The following is a 16,915-nucleotide window of genomic DNA, read 5'->3' as shown; positions in this document are numbered from 1 at the left end:
GGTATTTGCATTTGCGCCTGCACCGGTTTCTGTTCTGCCTTATGTGCCATGGTCGCTCTATTCATTCCCTGACACGAGGTAGTTATGACTGATGTAGTTGTCTCCAAATTTGGCGGTACCAGCGTGGCGGATTTTGATGCCATGAATCGCAGCGCTGATGTAGTACTTTCTGATGCTAACGTCCGTGTAGTGGTACTTTCCGCTTCTGCGGGAATCACCAACCTGCTGGTCGCACTGGCTGAAGGGCTGGAGCCAACCGCGCGCTTCGAAAAACTCGATGCCATTCGTCAAATTCAGTTCAATATTCTGGAACGCCTGCGTTATCCAAACGTGATCCGTGAAGAGATCGACCGTCTGCTGGAAAACATCACCACGCTGGCTGAAGCGGCGTCACTGGCGACCTCAACTGCGCTGACCGACGAACTGGTCAGCCACGGCGAACTGATGTCTACCTTGCTGTTCGTCGAGATCCTGCGTGAGCGCAACGTGCAGGCGCAGTGGTTTGACGTACGTAAAGTGATGCGCACCAACGATCGTTTTGGCCGCGCAGAACCTGACGTCGCGGCGCTGGCCGAACTGGCAACGCTCCAGTTGGCCCCGCGTCTGAGCGAAGGTCTGGTGATTACTCAGGGCTTTATCGGCAGTGAAGGTAAAGGCCGCACCACCACGTTGGGGCGCGGCGGGAGCGATTATACGGCTGCCCTGCTGGCCGAAGCGCTGCACGCCACGCGCGTCGATATCTGGACCGATGTTCCTGGCATTTACACGACCGATCCGCGCGTTGTTCCGGCGGCGCAGCGTATTGATGAAATCGCCTTTGAAGAGGCCGCAGAAATGGCGACCTTTGGCGCGAAAGTGCTACACCCGGCAACGTTGTTACCTGCCGTACGTAGCGATATCCCGGTGTTTGTTGGCTCGAGTAAGGATCCAAAAGCAGGCGGTACGCTGGTATGCAATAAAACCGCGAATCCACCGCTGTTCCGGGCGCTGGCACTGCGTCGTAAGCAAACGCTGCTGACGCTGCATAGCCTGAATATGCTGCACTCTCGCGGCTTTTTGGCGGAAGTGTTCGGCATCCTCGCACGCCATAACATTTCGGTCGATTTAATTACCACATCCGAAGTCAGCGTGGCGCTGACGCTGGATACCACCGGTTCGACCTCCACCGGCGATACACTGTTAACACAGTCTCTGCTGATGGAACTGTCTGCCCTGTGTCGGGTTGAAGTGGAAGAAGGCCTGGCGCTGGTGGCGCTGATTGGTAACGACCTGTCCAAAGCCTGTGGAGTGGGTAAAGAGGTGTTCGGCGTACTGGAGCCATTCAACATCCGCATGATTTGCTACGGCGCGTCCAGTCATAACCTGTGCTTCCTGGTGCCCGGTACTGAAGCCGAACAGGTGGTACAGAAGCTGCACCATAATTTGTTTGAATAAAATTTCATCACGCAATAAACAATAACTATAGCCGGGCTCGAACCCGGCTTTTTTATAACAACACATTTCAATCGCAAGGAATATAACATGCTCGCTACTCTCACGCGGCTGTTCCCGTTATGGGCACTGCTGCTCTCTGTTGTTGCGTATTACACGCCCACCACCTTTACGCCTGTCGGGCCATTCGTGCCGTCGTTACTGATGCTGATCATGTTCGGTATGGGCGTTCACCTGAAGGTAGACGACTTTAAACGCGTACTCTCACGTCCTGCACCAGTCGCGGCGGGTATTTTCCTGCACTATCTGGTGATGCCGCTCGCCGCATGGATTTTAGCGCTGGCATTTAATATGCCGCCGGAATTGTCCGCAGGGATGGTGCTGGTCGGTAGCGTCGCCAGCGGAACAGCATCAAACGTAATGATCTATCTGGCAAAAGGCGATGTGGCGCTCTCTGTGACTATTTCATCGGTTTCAACGTTGGTCGGCGTTGTCGCCACACCGCTGCTGACACGGCTGTATGTCGACGCGCATATCCAGGTGGATGTGATGGGTATGCTGCTGAGTATCCTGCAGATCGTGGTCATTCCAATTGCGTTGGGGTTGGTCATTCACCACCTGTTCCCACGCGTCGTAAAAGTCGTGGAACCGTATCTGCCCGCATTTTCAATGGTGTGCATTCTGGCAATCATCAGCGCCGTCGTGGCGGGTTCTGCCTCGCACATTGCATCCGTCGGCTTTGTGGTGATTATCGCCGTAATCCTACATAACACCATTGGCCTGCTCAGCGGCTACTGGGGCGGAAAATTGTTTGGTTTCGACGAGTCAACCTGCCGTACGTTGGCAATCGAAGTGGGCATGCAGAATTCAGGACTTGCCGCTGCGCTGGGCAAGATCTACTTTGGCCCGCTTGCCGCCCTGCCTGGCGCGTTATTCTCCGTCTGGCACAACCTTTCCGGTTCGCTGTTGGCAGGCTACTGGTCCGGTAAGTCGATTGAAGAGAAACCACACTCAGTAAAACAACACTAATCTTCATAAATGGAGGAGGCATCCTCCATTTCTCCCTACCCGCATTTGAACCCCATCACAAAACAACAAACATCAACATAAAACAAAATAATTATTTAATTGTTATTTTTCAATAAAATACACAAACAAACCTGTTTTTAATTCAAATTTAATCATTTTTCTAATGTTGATTTAGTTTGTTTTAATTGGGAATATGATTTCACTACAACACAGATAAACCCTTACCCTATCTTCGAGGCCGCTATGAAAAAAATTGCGATTATTGGAAGCAGTGGAGGCAACCTCTACAACCTGGGTGGTGCTGAACCAGAAAAGCTACTCCAGGAAATTTACCAGCAGTGCGAAGCCGCAGGAGTGGAAGTTGCCGCTGTGCAGTTCATTGCGGCAGAAGCCTCAATGGACGTTGCCAAAGCTCACACGCCAGCGTCGGTATTTGCACTAACCACAGAAAACCAACAAAAACCACAAAGGATATTTCAGGGCAAACTTTCAGATGTGAACGACTCGGTAGTTGAGAGCGATTGCAGGATTGCTGAAATGATCCGTAACGGTGAGATCGACGGGATCATCGTGATGAGCGCCGATCCGGTGAAGGCCAACCAGGCTGTCTTTGCCGCAGCTGTTGAAATGAAAACACCGATTGTTGGCACCGGCGGAACCTCAATGGCGCTAGTGGCGGCAAAAGGGGCAAATGTCGTCGCAACCTCGGGCACGACGGGTACCACCAGCCGGACCCGCGCAGTCTCCTTCATCGCATCACTGTGTAAGCACTGGGGCGTTAAATACAAACCACAGTTGGGCAGTGCCTCTCCTTCACAGGGCGGTTCTGGAAAAAGTCTGCTTAAGCGCTTCAATATTCGCAGCATAATGATCCCTGCGCTGCCGGGCTTTATTGCCATGGCAATCGTGCTCGCACTCAGTCACATTCCGGGCCTGGAAAAACTCAACGATATCTTTGAAATTCTACTGAAGGGCCTACCGGTTTTAGTTGCGGTTCTCGCAGCAAAACAGATTTCGGAACTGGATGAAGTCTCAATTGTTGCCGGGGTGGTCGCCGGAGTACTTTCCGTCGAAGGCGGTCTGATTGGAGGGATCATCGGTGGTTTGATGGCCGGGATTTTCGTTCGTTGGCTGTTCGAATTATGCCTGAATTGGCGCTTTCCGATGACCACCGTCAACATTGTAGCGGGTGGGATCTCAGGCCTGGCCGCTGGGTTAATCATGCACTATCTGCTGAGTCCGCTGGCGCTGTCAGCAGGTAATTACATCAAACTGGCTATCGAAAGCACGCTGGCCTTCAGCCCTATTCTTGCCGGCCTGCTGGCTGGGTTGGTTATCTGGCCAGCTATTCTGGGGGGAGTCTATCACGCAGTCATTCTGCCGCTGGTGCTCCTGGAAATGGAAAAATCCGGAGTCAGCTTCCTCGGCGCTGTCGATATGGTAGGCCTGGTGATGGTTGCTGCAGGAATCAACCTGGCTAACGTCATCGCACCACGAGAAAAAAGCGAAGCAGCCGTCGCGACGCCCGGCCTGCTTATCAACCTCGGCTTTGGGACCTTCGTTGAATCGGCCTATCCGTTCATGTTTGCCAACAAAATTGTCTTTGGTTCAGCGATCGTTTGGGCCGGTCTGGGCGGCATGATGCTGGGTTTCTTTAACGTCAAAGGCGTGGCTTATGTCCCCGCATTTGCCTCTCCGTTCTTATCCAGCAATGCGCTGCAAATGGCGATTGTGATGGTTACCGTCATGGGCCTGACCTGTATTTCCACCATTATTGCCAACCGTTTTAAGGCTGTCGCACAGAAAGAATCTACCGCGTCAGCCCATTAATTAATGCACCAACACCAGAGGTACACCATGTTTAAAGGCGATATGAATAAAAAACGCGCTAAAGCGTTACAGAAAGTGAAAGATGCCATCACGCTGCACGGCGGGCAGACCATCCTCAGTACAGGGATAACCGGCGACGATGCGCGTCTGGCAAAAGCAGTATGTGAGGCGGGCGTTAAGCTGCTCGAACCGAACCATCCCGCACTGGCGCTGGCGCGTGGGCATAAGGGGGTGAGCAACATGCACGCGGCAGAACAAATCCGCCACGAAATCACCAACAGCCAGATGGCCGAAGCAGTACATGGCGTACGTAATGTGGTTCCTGACGATATCTTCATTACCGTCGGTATCGCAGGTGGCTTTACCGAAACGTTACCGGTCCCGCTCACGGAAACAGAGATACTGGAGATTGCTCGTGCTGGTGCCGATGGCTTACACACTCATAAATCCGACTGGGACGATCTACAGGACATCGTTAATCTCGCCCATCAGTATGGCCTGACCGTTGATGCTTATATTGGTCACCCGGATGACCTGCATACCTTCGGTATTCCTGCACGCACTCCAGAAGAGGTCGCCAGCGTAGCAAAACGGATGCAGGAGATTGGCGTCGACATGATTGGTTTAATGACCGGTATGAGCTACGAAGGTGTAGCCGCAGGTGATATTCCGCAAGCCATTAAAGATCGCCTGTGGGCGCTGGTCGGCGCGGTAAGCGTGCCGACGCTGGCGGAAGGCGGAATTAACCTCGCCAATGCCAAAGCGTTTAAGGATACCGGGGTCAATATTCTGGTCGTCGGTACGGCAATCGACAATATGGTCTGCAACGCCGCCAAAGAGGCTGTCACACCGTTTATTGCGCATTGATATTAAGGGAAAAAAAGCATGTTACTGGTCACCGATCTGGATGGAACACTACTGACTTCGCAAAAGACAATCAGTCCACGCACTCGTCAAGCACTCGTAGAATTCCACCAGCGCGGTGGCCTGTTGGCCGCCTGTTCCGCCAGACCGGTCTCCTCTATGATGCGCCTGCTACAGCAGCAGCAGGTTAATGCTCTGTTTGGCTGGTGCGCAGGCTTTAACGGAGGTCAGATCCTCGAGATGGCGCAGCAGCGCAATATTCATACTGCAGCGCTCTCTTGTATGAATCTTCGGGATATTGACCGACATATTGCACTTTCCCTCTGCCCTCATCACTTTTTTAGCGCCGATGCTATTTATCATCGTTGCGACCTACAGGTAGCGCCATGGACAACTTATGAAGCCCGTTTATTTGAATTACCACTTATTCCTGCAGCACCCGGTAATATTTTAAACCGACAAGATATTTATAAAATCACACTCGTTTCTGAGCAGTTAAAAATAAATGCGTTGTGTGCAGACGTGAATAATAAATTGCCTTATGGTTATACAGCGACTATCACTGGGGAGAATTACATTGATATCCAACGTAGCGAAATAAATAAAGGTTATGCTATTAGCATGTTAATGCACCAGCTAAATATAACAGCCGATAAAGTTGCGGCGATTGGCGACCAGCAAAACGATATCAGTATGTTTTCCGCCGCCGGCATTGGTATTGCAATGGGGAATGCGCCTGAGGTAGTAAAACGACAAGCCAGCTATGTGACGGCCTCTAATGATGATGAGGGTATTGTCTGTGCGCTGGAGTGGTTGCGTTGCTCTGCACATCCAGTTACCATGCGCCAAAGCACGACGTTGGCGGAAAATAATGAACCCGATTAAAAGAAGAAAACATATCCTCGATGAATTAAATAAATTCGGTGAAGTGACGGTTATCAAATTATCGGAAACGCTAAAAGTCACATCAGAGACCATTCGCCGCGATCTCTCCATACTGGAGTCTGAAGGGCAAATTACCAAGATTCACGGCGGAGCCGTCAAAAAGCAGGTTGTTCAGGAAGATGAATTTGGCGCGCGGATTGATATACACCGCGAAGAAAAAATGGCAATTGGTAAACTTGCCGCCGGGATGGTCAGCGAGCACGACACTCTATTCATTGACTCCTGTACAACAAATCTTATTCTGGCCGAACAATTACCTCCTCTGGCCTACTCCGTTATTACTAACTCAGCCTTAATTGCCGATAAAATAAAAGAACATAATCTTAAAGCGCGCGTTTATGTATTAGGTGGTGAATATGACTACCATTTCCGTGCCAATCTCGGCGTCTCCGTTTGTCAGCAAATAAACACTATTCACGCAGATATCTGCTTCATCGGCGCGGGTGGTATTTCACCTCAACATGGTGTCCTGGTGAAAAGCTTCGATGAAGCCTATGTTGCCAAATCAATGATTGCTATGAGTAAAAAGTCGGTAATTCTTGCCGACCATACAAAATTTGGCCAGGACGGAGTGATGTGTATCGCCACATTAAAAGAGATCGATAACATCATCACAGACAAACGATTCAGAACAACGGGCTATACACAGCAGGACTTCGCCGGAAAATTACGTATTGCTGAATAATACAATACATGACGCTATCAGCAGGTTCTGGATTACCGTACACTGAGGATATCGGCTAACAGAGGGCACCCTTATGGCACTCCCCCGCATTACCCAAAAAGAGATGACCGAGCGCGAACAGCGTGAACTGAAAACGCTGCTCGACCGCGCGCGCATTGCACATGGTCGTCTGCTGACCAACGCAGAGACCAACAGCATCAAGAAAGAGTACATCGATAAACTGATGGCCTTGCGCGAAGCAGAAGCTAAAAAAGCCCGCCAGTTGAAGAAAAAGCAGGCCTATAAACCGGATGCGGAAGCATCGTTTTCCTGGTCAGCAAATACGCCGACGCGCGGCAGACGTTAACGTCCCTTCTTCTTACGTCCCGGCGAAGTAAAACGCTTACCATTTGCCGCCGGGCGCGATTTCTCTTTCTCCGCTGATTTTTCGATTTTCACCACCGGACGCTTAATGCCTGCGGTTTTTGGCTTCGCTTTCGCCTTCGGTTTGGCTTCTGAGGACGAGTTCTCAATCAGCTTGAACAGATCGATCAGTTCGTCATCTGTCAGGTCGCGCCATTCACCAAGCGGCAGACCAGACAAACCAACGTTCATGATACGCGTACGCTCAAGCTTGGTAACTTCATAGCCAAAGTGTTCGCACATACGACGGATCTGACGGTTAAGCCCCTGAATCAGCGTAATACGAAACACAAACGGCGCTTCTTTCTTCACCTTACATTTTTTGGTGACGGTACCGAGAATGGGCACACCGGCCCCCATACCACGGATAAAGTCATCAGTGACCGGCTTATCGACCGTCACCAGATATTCTTTTTCGTGATCGTTACCGGCACGCAGGATTTTATTCACCAGGTCGCCGTGGTTGGTCAGAAAGATAAGTCCCTGAGAATCTTTGTCCAGACGACCAATTGGAAACACGCGCTTGCTGTGATTCACGAAATCAACAATGTTGTCGCGTTCGCTGTCTTCGGTGGTGCTGACAATCCCTACCGGCTTATTCAGCGCGATAAAAACCAGATCTTCCGCTTCACGCGGCTCAATCAACCGACCATTTACTTTTACGACGTCGCCAGGCATCACCTGATCGCCGATGGTGGCGCGTTTACCATTCAGGAAGACATTCCCTTGTTCGATAAAGCGATCCGCCTCGCGGCGCGAGCAGATTCCGCTTTCACTGATGTATTTATTTAATCGGATGGATGAGTCGGGCAGCATAGTTTCTCCTTTGACAGCGAAATATACCCTACCTTGCGGACGATAAAAAATAATCGTGTTCGACTGTCCACGCGCTATTTGTGATCCGTCACACCTTTTGACACAAAAGTGTCAGCGATCCATCCCTGCAATTTTGTTGAGTGAAAACAAGCAGAATCAATACATTAGAGAGGTATGCACATCTGTGCCGACAACGCGCCATCACCACATCAAATGTGCAACACAATCGGTCATTTCAGGGCGCTGAAATAAGTGAAAATAGCTTTGAGATGGAGAACAGATGGGGTTATATCAGATCAAGAAGGCAATTTCGTGATTTGCACAAATGTGCAGGAGTCCAAAAATGGCGACGGAAAACAGCGATGATATCCGCCTGATCGTAAAAATAGCGCAGTTGTATTACGAACAGGATATGACACAAGCGCAAATCGCCCGCGAGCTGGGTATTTATCGCACCACGATCAGCCGGTTACTAAAACGTGGACGCGAGCAGGGTATCGTCACCATCGCCATTAATTACGACTACAACGAAAATCTGTGGCTGGAACAGCAGCTAAAACAGAAATTTGGCCTGAAAGAGGCGGTCGTAGTCTCCTGCGACAGCGAGCAGGAAGATGAACAACTTAATATGATGGGCGTACATGGCGCGCAGTTGCTGGAACGCTTACTGGAACCTGGGGACATTATCGGGTTCTCATGGGGCCGCGCGGTACGGGGACTGGTGGAAGGATTATCTCCTGCCAGCCAGTCGCGCCAGCTGATCTGTGTGCCGATTATCGGCGGACCATCCGGCAAGCTTGAAAGCCGCTACCATGTCAATACGCTGACCTACGGCGCTGCGGCAAAGCTCAAAGGGGAATCACACCTGGCAGATTTCCCGGCACTGCTGGAAAACCCGCTGATCCGTAACGGGATCATGCAGTCACGACATTTTAAATCGATTTCCGCGTACTGGGATAATCTGGACATCGCGCTGGTCGGGATTGGATCTCCGGCGATACGTGATGGCGCCAACTGGCACGCTTTTTACGGCAGTGAAGAGAGTGATGACCTGCATGCCCGCCAGGTTGCCGGAGACATTTGCTCGCGCTTTTACGATATCAACGGTGTAACCGTAGAGACCAATATGAGTGAAAAGACGCTCTCCATCGAAACCAATAAATTAAAACAGGCGCGTTACTCCATTGGCATTGCAATGGGTGAAGAAAAATACAGTGGGATATTAGGCGCATTACGTGGGAATTATATTAACTGTTTAGTTACCAACAGCCATACCGCTGAATTATTGTTGAAGTAAATAAATTCTAATTGGTCCTGCCATAATTAATTTTATGTGGGATCCCCTTATCTGAATCGGGAGTTTATTATGCAAACGTGGTTAAACTTGCAGGGCAAAGTCATTATTGTTACCGGTGGCGCATCCGGAATTGGTCTGGCGATTGTCGAAGAGTTATTAGCGCAAGGCGCTAATGTACAAATGGCAGATATTCATGGCGGAGAAGGTAAATACGATAGCCATGACGGGTATCATTTCTGGCCAACGGATATTTCCAGTGCCAAAGAGGTTAATCATACTGTCGCTGAACTTATCCAACGCTACGGACGTATTGATGGGCTGGTAAATAATGCTGGCGTTAATTTTCCGCGTCTGCTGGTCGATGAAAAAGCACCCGCCGGGCAATACGAACTCAACGAAGCTGCTTTCGAAAAAATGGTTAATATCAACCAGAAAGGTGTGTTCTTAATGTCGCAGGCAGCGGCACGCCAAATGATAAAACAGCGTAACGGCGTGATTGTGAATGTCTCTTCAGAAAGCGGACTGGAAGGCTCTGAGGGCCAAAGCTGCTATGCCGCCACTAAAGCCGCGTTGAATAGCTTTACCCGCTCCTGGTCGAAAGAGTTGGGCAAACACGGCATTCGCGTGGTTGGTATTGCACCTGGCATTCTGGAAAAAACCGGACTGCGGACTCCCGAGTATGAAAAAGCGCTGGCCTGGACCCGCAACATCACCGTCGAACAGCTGCGCGAGGGCTACACCAAGAACGCGATCCCGATTGGTCGGTCAGGGCGCTTAAGCGAAGTCGCTGATTTTGTTTGTTATCTTTTATCTGAGCGCGCCAGTTACATCACCGGAGTAACCACTAACATTGCGGGCGGAAAAACGCGCGGCTAAGGAGGTTTTATGGTCAATGCAATCTTCTGTGCTCACGGCAAACTGGCCTGCGCCATGCTGGAATCGGTACAGATGGTCTACGGTGATGCCAACGTTGAAGCCGTGGCATTTGTTCCCGGAGAGAACGCCAGCGACATTGTGGAAAAGCTAAAAAAGTTAGTAAGCATTCACACTGGCGATGAATGGCTGATTGCCGTCGATTTACAGTGTGGCAGTCCCTGGAATGCTGCCGCGACGCTGGCGATGCACAATCCGGCGATACGGGTCATTAGCGGGTTATCACTGCCGTTGGCGCTGGAGCTGGTAGACAACCAAAGCAGTATGAATGTAGATGAACTGTGCGAACACCTGACGACCATTGCTCAACAAACCTGTGTCGTCTGGAAGCATCTGGAAACGGCCGAAGAGGATTTCTGATGAACATTACCCTTGCTCGTATTGATGACCGCCTGATCCACGGTCAGGTCACCACCGTCTGGTCGAAGGTGGCGAATGCCCAACGGATTATTATCTGTAATGACGACGTTTATAACGATGAAGTACGCCGCACATTATTACGTCAGGCTGCCCCACCGGGAATGAAAGTGAACGTCGTTAATATCGAAAAGGCGGTCGCGGTTTATCATAATCCGCAATACCAGAACGAAACCGTTTTTTATCTATTTACCCGTCCACAGGATGCATTAGCAATGGTAAAACAAGGGGTAAAAATTGCCACGTTAAATATTGGCGGCATGGCCTGGCGACCAGGTAAAAAACAATTAACCAAAGCCGTTTCTTTAGACAGCGACGACATTAATGCGTTTCGTGAGTTAGATAAACTGGGTGTTACGCTGGATTTACGCGTTGTCGCATCCGATCCATCTATTAATATTCTCGAAAAAATAGAAGAACAATCGTTCGCTGAATAAATAAAAATGCCTGTGTACTTATGCTTTAACAGGCAGGGATGATCACATTCACAAGGTGACATATTATGGAAATAAGTACCCTACAAATTATCGCCATATTCCTATTTTCCTGTATTGCCGGAATGGGCAGCGTGCTGGATGAGTTTCAGACCCACCGTCCGCTAATTGCTTGTACCGTTATCGGCCTGATCCTCGGTGATTTAAAAACCGGGATTATGCTCGGCGGCACGCTGGAGTTAATCGCCCTTGGCTGGATGAACGTCGGCGCAGCGCAGTCTCCCGATTCGGCGCTCGCCAGTATTATCTCCGCCATTCTGGTTATCGTCGGTCAGCAAAGCATTGCTACCGGTATCGCCATCGCCCTGCCAGTCGCGGCGGCAGGTCAGGTGCTGACGGTATTCGCCCGAACCATCACCGTGGTGTTCCAGCACGCGGCGGATAAAGCAGCCGAAGACGCCCGCTTTCGCACCATCGACATGCTGCACGTTTCCGCTCTCGGCGTACAGGCGCTGCGCGTTGCCATCCCTGCATTAATCGTCTCGCTGTTTGTCAGCGCCGATATGGTCAGCAATATGCTCAACGCCATTCCGGAATTCGTCACCCGCGGATTGCAGATTGCCGGTGGCTTTATCGTGGTGGTCGGCTACGCCATGGTGCTGCGCATGATGGGCGTGAAGTACCTGATGCCCTTCTTCTTCCTCGGGTTTATCGCTGGGGGTTATCTCGATTTGAGCCTGCTGGCTTTCGGTGGGGTTGGTGTGATTATCGCGCTGGTCTACATCCAGTTGAACCCACAGTGGCGTAAAGCCGAACCGCAGGTGCAACCCGCCTCTTCTCAAGCTCTCGATCAGCTTGATGACTAATGGAGCCAGCCATGGAACAGAAAAAACTGACCAAATCCGACCTGTTTAGCATGTTTGTTCGCTCCAACCTGCAACAGGCGTCATTTAACTTTGAACGCATTCATGGGCTGGGCTTTTGCTACGACATGATCCCTGCCATCAAGCGCCTGTATCCGCTGAAAGAGGACCAGGTTGCGGCACTCAAACGCCACCTGGTGTTTTTCAACACCACGCCTGCCGTTTGCGGCCCGGTGATTGGCGTGACCGCCGCGATGGAAGAAGCTCGTGCCAATGGTGCGGAAATTGACGACGGTGCCATCAACGGCATCAAAGTTGGGCTGATGGGCCCGCTGGCCGGTGTTGGCGACCCGTTGGTCTGGGGAACATTGCGCCCGATTACCGCCGCGCTCGGCGCATCGCTGGCGCTGTCCGGAAACATTCTCGGCCCACTATTGTTCTTCTTTATTTTCAATGCAGTACGTCTTGCCATGAAGTGGTACGGCTTACAGCTTGGCTTTCGTAAAGGGGTCAATATCGTCAGCGACATGGGCGGCAACCTGCTGCAGAAACTGACCGAAGGCGCATCGATTCTCGGCCTGTTTGTCATGGGGGTGTTGGTCACTAAATGGACCAGCATCAACGTGCCGCTGGTGGTATCGCAAACGCCTGGCGCAGACGGCACCACCGTCACCATGACCGTGCAGAACATTCTCGACCAACTCTGCCCCGGCCTGCTGGCGCTGGGTCTGACGCTGCTGATGGTGCGTCTGCTCAACAAGAAAATTAACCCGGTATGGCTGATCTTCGCCCTGTTTGCGCTGGGAATTATCGGTAACGCGCTGGGCTTCCTGTCCTGATTTTTTCGCCCCGGCGATGCCGGGGCTACTTCAACAAATAGTCCTCGAAAGAGGAAGAGGTGGTAACAATGCAAACAACAACAGCTTTACGCCTTTATGGTAAACGCGATCTGCGCCTGGAAACCTTCGATCTTCCTGAAATGCAGGACGATGAAATTCTGGCCTCAGTCGTAACCGACAGCCTGTGCCTTTCTTCCTGGAAAGAGGCTAACCAGGGCGAGAACCACAAAAAGGTGCCGGACGATGTGGCCACCAACCCGATCATCATCGGTCACGAGTTTTGCGGCGATATCATTGCCGTAGGCAAAAAATGGCAGCATAAGTTTCAGCCCGGCCAGCGCTATGTCATTCAGGCTAACCTGCAACTGCCGGATCGCCCGGACTGCCCCGGCTACTCCTTCCCGTGGGTAGGTGGTGAAGCCACGCACGTCATCATTCCAGATGAAGTCATGGAGCAGGACTGCCTGTTAGCCTACGAAGGTGAAACCTATTTTGAAGGCTCGTTGGTTGAGCCGCTGTCCTGCGTGATTGGCGCATTCAACGCCAACTATCACCTACAGGAAGGCACTTATAACCACAATATGGGCATTCGTCCGCAGGGGCGTACACTGATACTCGGCGGCACCGGGCCAATGGGACTGCTGGCAATCGACTACGCGCTGCATGGTCCGGTTAACCCGGCGCTGCTGGTGGTAACCGACACCAATCACGACAAGTTGAACTACGCCCGCAAGCACTATCCATCAGAACCACAAACGTTGATCCATTATCTCCACGCCCAGGATGCAGGTTATGACACCTTGATGGCGTTGAGCGGCGGGCACGGGTTTGATGACATCTTTGTGTTTGTGCCCAACGAACAGTTGGTTACGCTGGCCTCTTCTTTGCTGGCTGCCGATGGTTGCATGAACTTCTTTGCCGGTCCGCAGGATAAGCAGTTTAGCGCGCCGATTAACTTCTACGACGTGCACTATGCCTTCACCCATTATGTTGGGACATCTGGCGGCAATACCGACGACATGCGCACGGCGGTAAAACTGATCGAAGAGAAGAAAGTTCAGGCGGCAAAAGTGGTGACGCACATTCTGGGATTGAATGCGGCAGGTGAAACAACGCTGGAACTGCCGCAGGTCGGTGGAGGTAAAAAACTGGTTTACACCGGAAAAGCATTGCCGTTAACTGCGCTCACCCAGATTGACGATCCGGCCTTGCGCGCTATCCTGGAGCGTCATCAGGGGATCTGGTCGCAGGAAGCCGAACAGTACATATTGTCTCACGCCGAGGAAATTTAACATGATTAACCGCGACACCCAGTTGTGCATGTCGCTTGCCGGTCGCCCCGGCAACTTTGGCACACGCTTTCATAACTATCTGTATGAAAAATTAGGGTTAAATTTTATCTACAAAGCCTTTACTACGCAGGATATTGAGGCCGCAGTCAAAGGCGTTCGCGCACTCGGGATTCGCGGCTGTGCGGTCTCTATGCCGTTTAAAGATAGCTGCATGCCGTTTCTGGATGCCATCGATCCTTCCGCAAAAGTCATTGACTCCGTTAACACCATCGTCAATGACAACGGTACGCTGACAGGATTTAACACCGACTACATTGCGGTAAAAAGCCTGATTGCCAGCCACCAGCTCAATAGCAGCGCGCGCGTCATGATCCGCGGCAGCGGAGGAATGGGTAAAGCGGTCATTGCCGCATTTCGCGATGCCGGTTTTCGCGATGTGATCGTCGCTGCCCGTAACCGGGAGAGCGGCCCGGCGCTGGCAAAACAGTACGGTTTCCAGTGGCAACCGCAGCCGGAAGGGATTACCTGCGATATTCTGGTCAACGTGACGCCCGTCGGCATGGCTGGCGGTAAAGAGAGCGATGAGCTGGCCTACAGCGAAGCAATGGTCGCTGCCGCCAGCGTGGTGTTTGACGTCGTCGCCCTGCCGCCGGAAACACCGGTAATCAAACTGGCACAGCAATTAGGTAAAAAGACCATCAGCGGCGCAGAGGTGATTGCCTTACAGGCCGTAGAGCAGTTCGCCATGTACACCGGCGTACGCCCGGATGACGCGCTAATCGCCGAAGCGGCAGAATTTGCGCGGGCGGGGTAAAGAAGCAGGAACAGAGCGCCAGGGATGGGCGCTCTGTCTATTTTAGGTACTATGCAACAGCGAACAGTTGCTGGTCAGCTTCCGCTTCCAACTGCGCCAGCGCGGGAATCAATTGGCTGATGTTGACCAGACTGTGTCCTAACTGGCATATGCTCTCATACGCAAAATGTTCCTGACCTTCACCCGCCATGGTCAGCAGGCTTTCGCCCATAAAATTCAGCGTCTGGTACAACCCTGCCAGCGCCTCTTCACAGCCAAACGATAGCGCCAGATTTTCTTCAGTAGTGAGATGGCTACAATCAAGATGGCGGAACGCCTCGGCGAGTGAGAAATAAAGTAGATCGGCCTGTGAAATGAGAGAATAGCGGACATTAAAATGGGGATAAAACGTAGTTAGTCATGCCATCATGAGAGAATAGCGGACATTAAAATGGGGATAAAACGTAGTTAGTCATGCCATCAGCAGGTAATATGACGATACGCAAAAAGTACGCCATCAATTGCTAAATCATCGCGTCTAAGAAGGTTTGGGAGAGTTCAATGTCTTCAGCGTTTCAGCATCGATTCATTCTGACTGGTGGCCCAGGGTCAGGCAAAAGCACGATAATTGATACGATTATAAAACGAGGGTTTTGGTGTTCTAAAGAAGCTGGAAGAGGTGTGATCCAAGACCAGGTTAACATCGGCGGCGATGCATTACCGTGGGCCAACCAGACTGCATTTGCAGATCTGATGCTATCCTGGGAAATGCGTTCGTGGCATGAAGCGGAAGGGCATACACAACCCTGCTTCTTTGATCGTGGTGTTCCTGATGTTGTAGGTTATTTACGTCTTTCTGAACTTACCATACCGAGGCATCTGGAAAACGCCATCAAGAAATTTCGCTATAACCGAATCGTATTTATTGCACCACCCTGGCGTGAAATATATGTACAGGACACAGAGCGCAAACAATCTTTCGATGTTGCCATCGCGACATATCACGCAATGGTAAAAACATACCGTATGTATGACTATCAGTTGATTGAATTACCATGTGTTTCTGTAGAAGAGCGAGTGGATTTTATTCTTTCCAGGATAAAACCCTGCTAAGACGGCAACTACGTGTAGTGGTGAATCACCATGCATGAATCTGTCATATTCTAGTGGACATATAGCTTCCGCTCCTGGCACAAAGCCCTCCCAATCCCCTATCATCGATTCTCGTATCAACCGCAGCATCCTGAAAAACTACGTATTATTGCGAGACACTTTCCTGTTTCCTCCAGCAAGCATTTCCCCTTACTCCCCATTTTTTTACTCTCTAGTCTCAACTTGTCAATTCATAATGTAGTTTATAAAATACATGAAACGTCATCATGGAAATTCTTCAGACAATGGTTTTCCGGCGTTGGGAGCAAAACCTACGGGACAGGAGAGCTAAAACGCTCATTGCCACACGCCTTTTTCGTCTGGCTAATGGTTTAGCTGGTGATGTTAAACCTGTTGGGGAAGGCGTCAGCGAAATGCGCATTTCTTACGGTCCTGGCTACAGGATTTACTTTAAACAGCAAGGTTGCCGCATCATCATTTTGTTATGTGGGGGCGATAAAAGCTCACAAGCCAACGATATTACTCTTGCAAAAATGCTCGCCCGTACACTGGATTCACAGGAGATCTTCTGCCATGAATAAACTTACTCACTACGATCCCGCGACTGCGCTGGTTGATGATGAAGAAATTGCCGTGTTTATGGCCGATGCCCTCGAAACAGGCGATGCAGCATACATTGCAAAAGCACTGGGCGTGGTAGCTCGCGCTAAGGGAATGGCGAACATTGCGGCAGAAACGGGATTATCCCGCGAGCAGCTTTATCGCTCTTTTAGCGAGAAAGGTAACCCGACGCTGAAAACCACCCTTGCAGTGATGAAGGTACTCGGCATTGAATTGACACTTAAAAAATAGCCTCAGCTTCTATCTCCCCCTTCCAACATCGTGAGCCATATCAGTAAGGCGTTTGGCTGATAGTGGTAGCATTAGCGCGG

20 protein-coding genes are annotated in these 16,915 nt (G+C 50.9%); 18 read left to right on the top strand and 2 right to left on the bottom strand.

Features of this window, described 5'->3' with window-relative positions; genetic code table 11:
• Positions 1–84 precede the first annotated feature (84 nt).
• From lysC to OGY68_RS10575, 7 genes are all read left to right on the top strand, one after another.
• Positions 85–1,434 (top strand): lysine-sensitive aspartokinase 3, encoded by a 1,350-nt coding sequence (lysC, locus tag OGY68_RS10605; protein WP_032942084.1) that lies wholly within the window; start codon positions 85–87, stop codon positions 1,432–1,434.
• Positions 1,435–1,521: 87 nt separating this feature from the next.
• On the top strand, positions 1,522–2,460 hold the full coding sequence (gene panS, locus OGY68_RS10600; protein ID WP_032942083.1) for a ketopantoate/pantoate/pantothenate transporter PanS: 939 nt from the start codon (positions 1,522–1,524) through the stop codon (positions 2,458–2,460).
• A 243-nt stretch (positions 2,461–2,703) separates the two neighbouring features.
• Positions 2,704–4,290, top strand: a complete 1,587-nt coding sequence (locus OGY68_RS10595) for a hypothetical protein (protein ID WP_057068619.1) — start codon at positions 2,704–2,706, stop codon at positions 4,288–4,290.
• Between the two features lie 27 nt (positions 4,291–4,317).
• Complete coding sequence (locus OGY68_RS10590; RefSeq protein WP_032942081.1) at positions 4,318–5,157, top strand: beta/alpha barrel domain-containing protein; 840 nt, start codon at positions 4,318–4,320, stop codon at positions 5,155–5,157.
• 18 nt (positions 5,158–5,175) lie between these two features.
• Positions 5,176–6,039, top strand: a complete 864-nt coding sequence (locus tag OGY68_RS10585; protein WP_057068617.1) for a Cof-type HAD-IIB family hydrolase — start codon at positions 5,176–5,178, stop codon at positions 6,037–6,039.
• Positions 6,026–6,784, top strand: coding sequence for a DeoR/GlpR family DNA-binding transcription regulator (locus OGY68_RS10580; RefSeq protein ID WP_032942078.1), 759 nt, complete (start codon positions 6,026–6,028; stop codon positions 6,782–6,784). Before OGY68_RS10585 ends, OGY68_RS10580 begins: the two co-directional genes overlap by 14 nt.
• Positions 6,785–6,857: 73 nt before the next feature.
• A complete protein-coding gene (locus tag OGY68_RS10575; RefSeq protein WP_003826541.1) occupies positions 6,858–7,130 on the top strand; it encodes a YjbD family protein in 273 nt (90 codons plus the stop codon).
• Here the strand turns inward: OGY68_RS10575 and rluF are convergent.
• Entirely contained in the window at positions 7,127–8,002 is an 876-nt protein-coding gene (rluF, locus tag OGY68_RS10570; RefSeq protein WP_008786901.1) for a 23S rRNA pseudouridine(2604) synthase RluF, read from the bottom strand. The genes OGY68_RS10575 and rluF overlap by 4 nt on opposite strands.
• 343 nt (positions 8,003–8,345) lie before the next feature.
• Here rluF and OGY68_RS10565 point away from each other — a divergent pair, with 343 nt between their 5' ends.
• The 8 genes from OGY68_RS10565 to OGY68_RS10530 all read left to right on the top strand — a co-directional run bounded on the left by OGY68_RS10565 (position 8,346) and on the right by OGY68_RS10530 (position 14,891).
• The gene (locus tag OGY68_RS10565; RefSeq protein WP_032942077.1) at positions 8,346–9,299 is read left to right on the top strand and encodes a sugar-binding transcriptional regulator; all 954 of its coding nucleotides are present in this window, start codon (positions 8,346–8,348) and stop codon (positions 9,297–9,299) included.
• Between the two features lie 69 nt (positions 9,300–9,368).
• Entirely contained in the window at positions 9,369–10,175 is an 807-nt protein-coding gene (locus tag OGY68_RS10560) for an SDR family oxidoreductase (protein ID WP_286617056.1), read from the top strand.
• Positions 10,176–10,184: 9 nt separating this feature from the next.
• Positions 10,185–10,592 (top strand): mannose/fructose/sorbose PTS transporter subunit IIA, encoded by a 408-nt coding sequence (locus OGY68_RS10555; protein WP_003031647.1) that lies wholly within the window; start codon positions 10,185–10,187, stop codon positions 10,590–10,592.
• On the top strand, positions 10,592–11,086 hold the full coding sequence (locus OGY68_RS10550) for a PTS sugar transporter subunit IIB (RefSeq protein WP_048227499.1): 495 nt from the start codon (positions 10,592–10,594) through the stop codon (positions 11,084–11,086). Before OGY68_RS10555 ends, OGY68_RS10550 begins: the two co-directional genes overlap by 1 nt.
• Before the next feature lie 65 nt (positions 11,087–11,151).
• Positions 11,152–11,949 carry a PTS mannose/fructose/sorbose transporter subunit IIC gene (locus tag OGY68_RS10545; protein ID WP_057068613.1) on the top strand — a complete coding sequence of 266 codons (798 nt, stop codon included), beginning with the start codon at positions 11,152–11,154 and terminating at the stop codon, positions 11,947–11,949.
• An 11-nt stretch (positions 11,950–11,960) separates the two neighbouring features.
• A complete protein-coding gene (locus OGY68_RS10540) occupies positions 11,961–12,785 on the top strand; it encodes a PTS system mannose/fructose/sorbose family transporter subunit IID (protein ID WP_003031641.1) in 825 nt (274 codons plus the stop codon).
• A gap of 68 nt (positions 12,786–12,853) precedes the next feature.
• The gene (gene sorE / locus OGY68_RS10535) at positions 12,854–14,077 is read left to right on the top strand and encodes an L-sorbose 1-phosphate reductase (RefSeq protein WP_057068612.1); all 1,224 of its coding nucleotides are present in this window, start codon (positions 12,854–12,856) and stop codon (positions 14,075–14,077) included.
• Between the two features lies 1 nt (position 14,078).
• A complete protein-coding gene (locus tag OGY68_RS10530; RefSeq protein WP_057068609.1) occupies positions 14,079–14,891 on the top strand; it encodes a shikimate 5-dehydrogenase in 813 nt (270 codons plus the stop codon).
• 49 nt (positions 14,892–14,940) lie between these two features.
• On the opposite strand, the gene OGY68_RS10525 is transcribed toward OGY68_RS10530, so the two are convergent.
• Positions 14,941–15,102, bottom strand: coding sequence for a hypothetical protein (locus tag OGY68_RS10525; RefSeq protein WP_275150540.1), 162 nt, complete (start codon positions 15,100–15,102; stop codon positions 14,941–14,943).
• A 329-nt stretch (positions 15,103–15,431) separates the two neighbouring features.
• Between OGY68_RS10525 and OGY68_RS10520 the strand changes: the two genes are divergently transcribed.
• The 3 genes from OGY68_RS10520 to OGY68_RS10510 all read left to right on the top strand — a co-directional run bounded on the left by OGY68_RS10520 (position 15,432) and on the right by OGY68_RS10510 (position 16,835).
• Positions 15,432–15,983, top strand: a complete 552-nt coding sequence (locus OGY68_RS10520) for an AAA family ATPase (protein ID WP_057068606.1) — start codon at positions 15,432–15,434, stop codon at positions 15,981–15,983.
• 263 nt (positions 15,984–16,246) lie between these two features.
• Positions 16,247–16,564 (top strand): type II toxin-antitoxin system RelE/ParE family toxin, encoded by a 318-nt coding sequence (locus OGY68_RS10515; RefSeq protein WP_032942059.1) that lies wholly within the window; start codon positions 16,247–16,249, stop codon positions 16,562–16,564.
• Positions 16,557–16,835: an addiction module antidote protein gene (locus OGY68_RS10510; protein WP_032942057.1), complete on the top strand. Its 279-nt coding sequence runs from the start codon at positions 16,557–16,559 to the stop codon at positions 16,833–16,835. The genes OGY68_RS10515 and OGY68_RS10510 overlap by 8 nt, the downstream gene beginning before the upstream one ends.
• Positions 16,836–16,915 lie beyond the last annotated feature (80 nt).

Origin of the sequence: Citrobacter sp. Cpo065 (assembly GCF_030332805.1) — a bacterium.
GTDB classification, from domain to species: Bacteria; Pseudomonadota; Gammaproteobacteria; order Enterobacterales; family Enterobacteriaceae; genus Citrobacter; species Citrobacter portucalensis.
Note: the sequence above shows the minus strand (reverse complement) of the source record. Positions and strands in the feature narration are given on the sequence as shown.

Excerpts from the sequence above, each read along its gene's own strand:
- panS (WP_032942083.1), top strand. The coding sequence starts at position 1,522 with ATGCTCGCTACTCTCACGCGGCTGTTCCCGTTATGGGCACTGCTGCTC.
- OGY68_RS10540 (WP_003031641.1), top strand. The coding sequence starts at position 11,961 with ATGGAACAGAAAAAACTGACCAAATCCGACCTGTTTAGCATGTTTGTT.
- OGY68_RS10550 (WP_048227499.1), top strand. The coding sequence starts at position 10,592 with ATGAACATTACCCTTGCTCGTATTGATGACCGCCTGATCCACGGTCAG.
- OGY68_RS10575 (WP_003826541.1), top strand. The coding sequence starts at position 6,858 with ATGGCACTCCCCCGCATTACCCAAAAAGAGATGACCGAGCGCGAACAG.
- OGY68_RS10525 (WP_275150540.1), bottom strand. The coding sequence starts at position 15,102 with ATGGGCGAAAGCCTGCTGACCATGGCGGGTGAAGGTCAGGAACATTTT.
- sorE (WP_057068612.1), top strand. The coding sequence starts at position 12,854 with ATGCAAACAACAACAGCTTTACGCCTTTATGGTAAACGCGATCTGCGC.
- rluF (WP_008786901.1), bottom strand. The coding sequence starts at position 8,002 with ATGCTGCCCGACTCATCCATCCGATTAAATAAATACATCAGTGAAAGC.
- OGY68_RS10520 (WP_057068606.1), top strand. The coding sequence starts at position 15,432 with ATGTCTTCAGCGTTTCAGCATCGATTCATTCTGACTGGTGGCCCAGGG.
- OGY68_RS10585 (WP_057068617.1), top strand. The coding sequence starts at position 5,176 with ATGTTACTGGTCACCGATCTGGATGGAACACTACTGACTTCGCAAAAG.
- OGY68_RS10510 (WP_032942057.1), top strand. The coding sequence starts at position 16,557 with ATGAATAAACTTACTCACTACGATCCCGCGACTGCGCTGGTTGATGAT.
- OGY68_RS10565 (WP_032942077.1), top strand. The coding sequence starts at position 8,346 with ATGGCGACGGAAAACAGCGATGATATCCGCCTGATCGTAAAAATAGCG.
- OGY68_RS10595 (WP_057068619.1), top strand. The coding sequence starts at position 2,704 with ATGAAAAAAATTGCGATTATTGGAAGCAGTGGAGGCAACCTCTACAAC.
- OGY68_RS10560 (WP_286617056.1), top strand. The coding sequence starts at position 9,369 with ATGCAAACGTGGTTAAACTTGCAGGGCAAAGTCATTATTGTTACCGGT.
- OGY68_RS10590 (WP_032942081.1), top strand. The coding sequence starts at position 4,318 with ATGTTTAAAGGCGATATGAATAAAAAACGCGCTAAAGCGTTACAGAAA.
- OGY68_RS10530 (WP_057068609.1), top strand. The coding sequence starts at position 14,079 with ATGATTAACCGCGACACCCAGTTGTGCATGTCGCTTGCCGGTCGCCCC.
- lysC (WP_032942084.1), top strand. The coding sequence starts at position 85 with ATGACTGATGTAGTTGTCTCCAAATTTGGCGGTACCAGCGTGGCGGAT.
- OGY68_RS10580 (WP_032942078.1), top strand. The coding sequence starts at position 6,026 with ATGAACCCGATTAAAAGAAGAAAACATATCCTCGATGAATTAAATAAA.
- OGY68_RS10555 (WP_003031647.1), top strand. The coding sequence starts at position 10,185 with ATGGTCAATGCAATCTTCTGTGCTCACGGCAAACTGGCCTGCGCCATG.
- OGY68_RS10545 (WP_057068613.1), top strand. The coding sequence starts at position 11,152 with ATGGAAATAAGTACCCTACAAATTATCGCCATATTCCTATTTTCCTGT.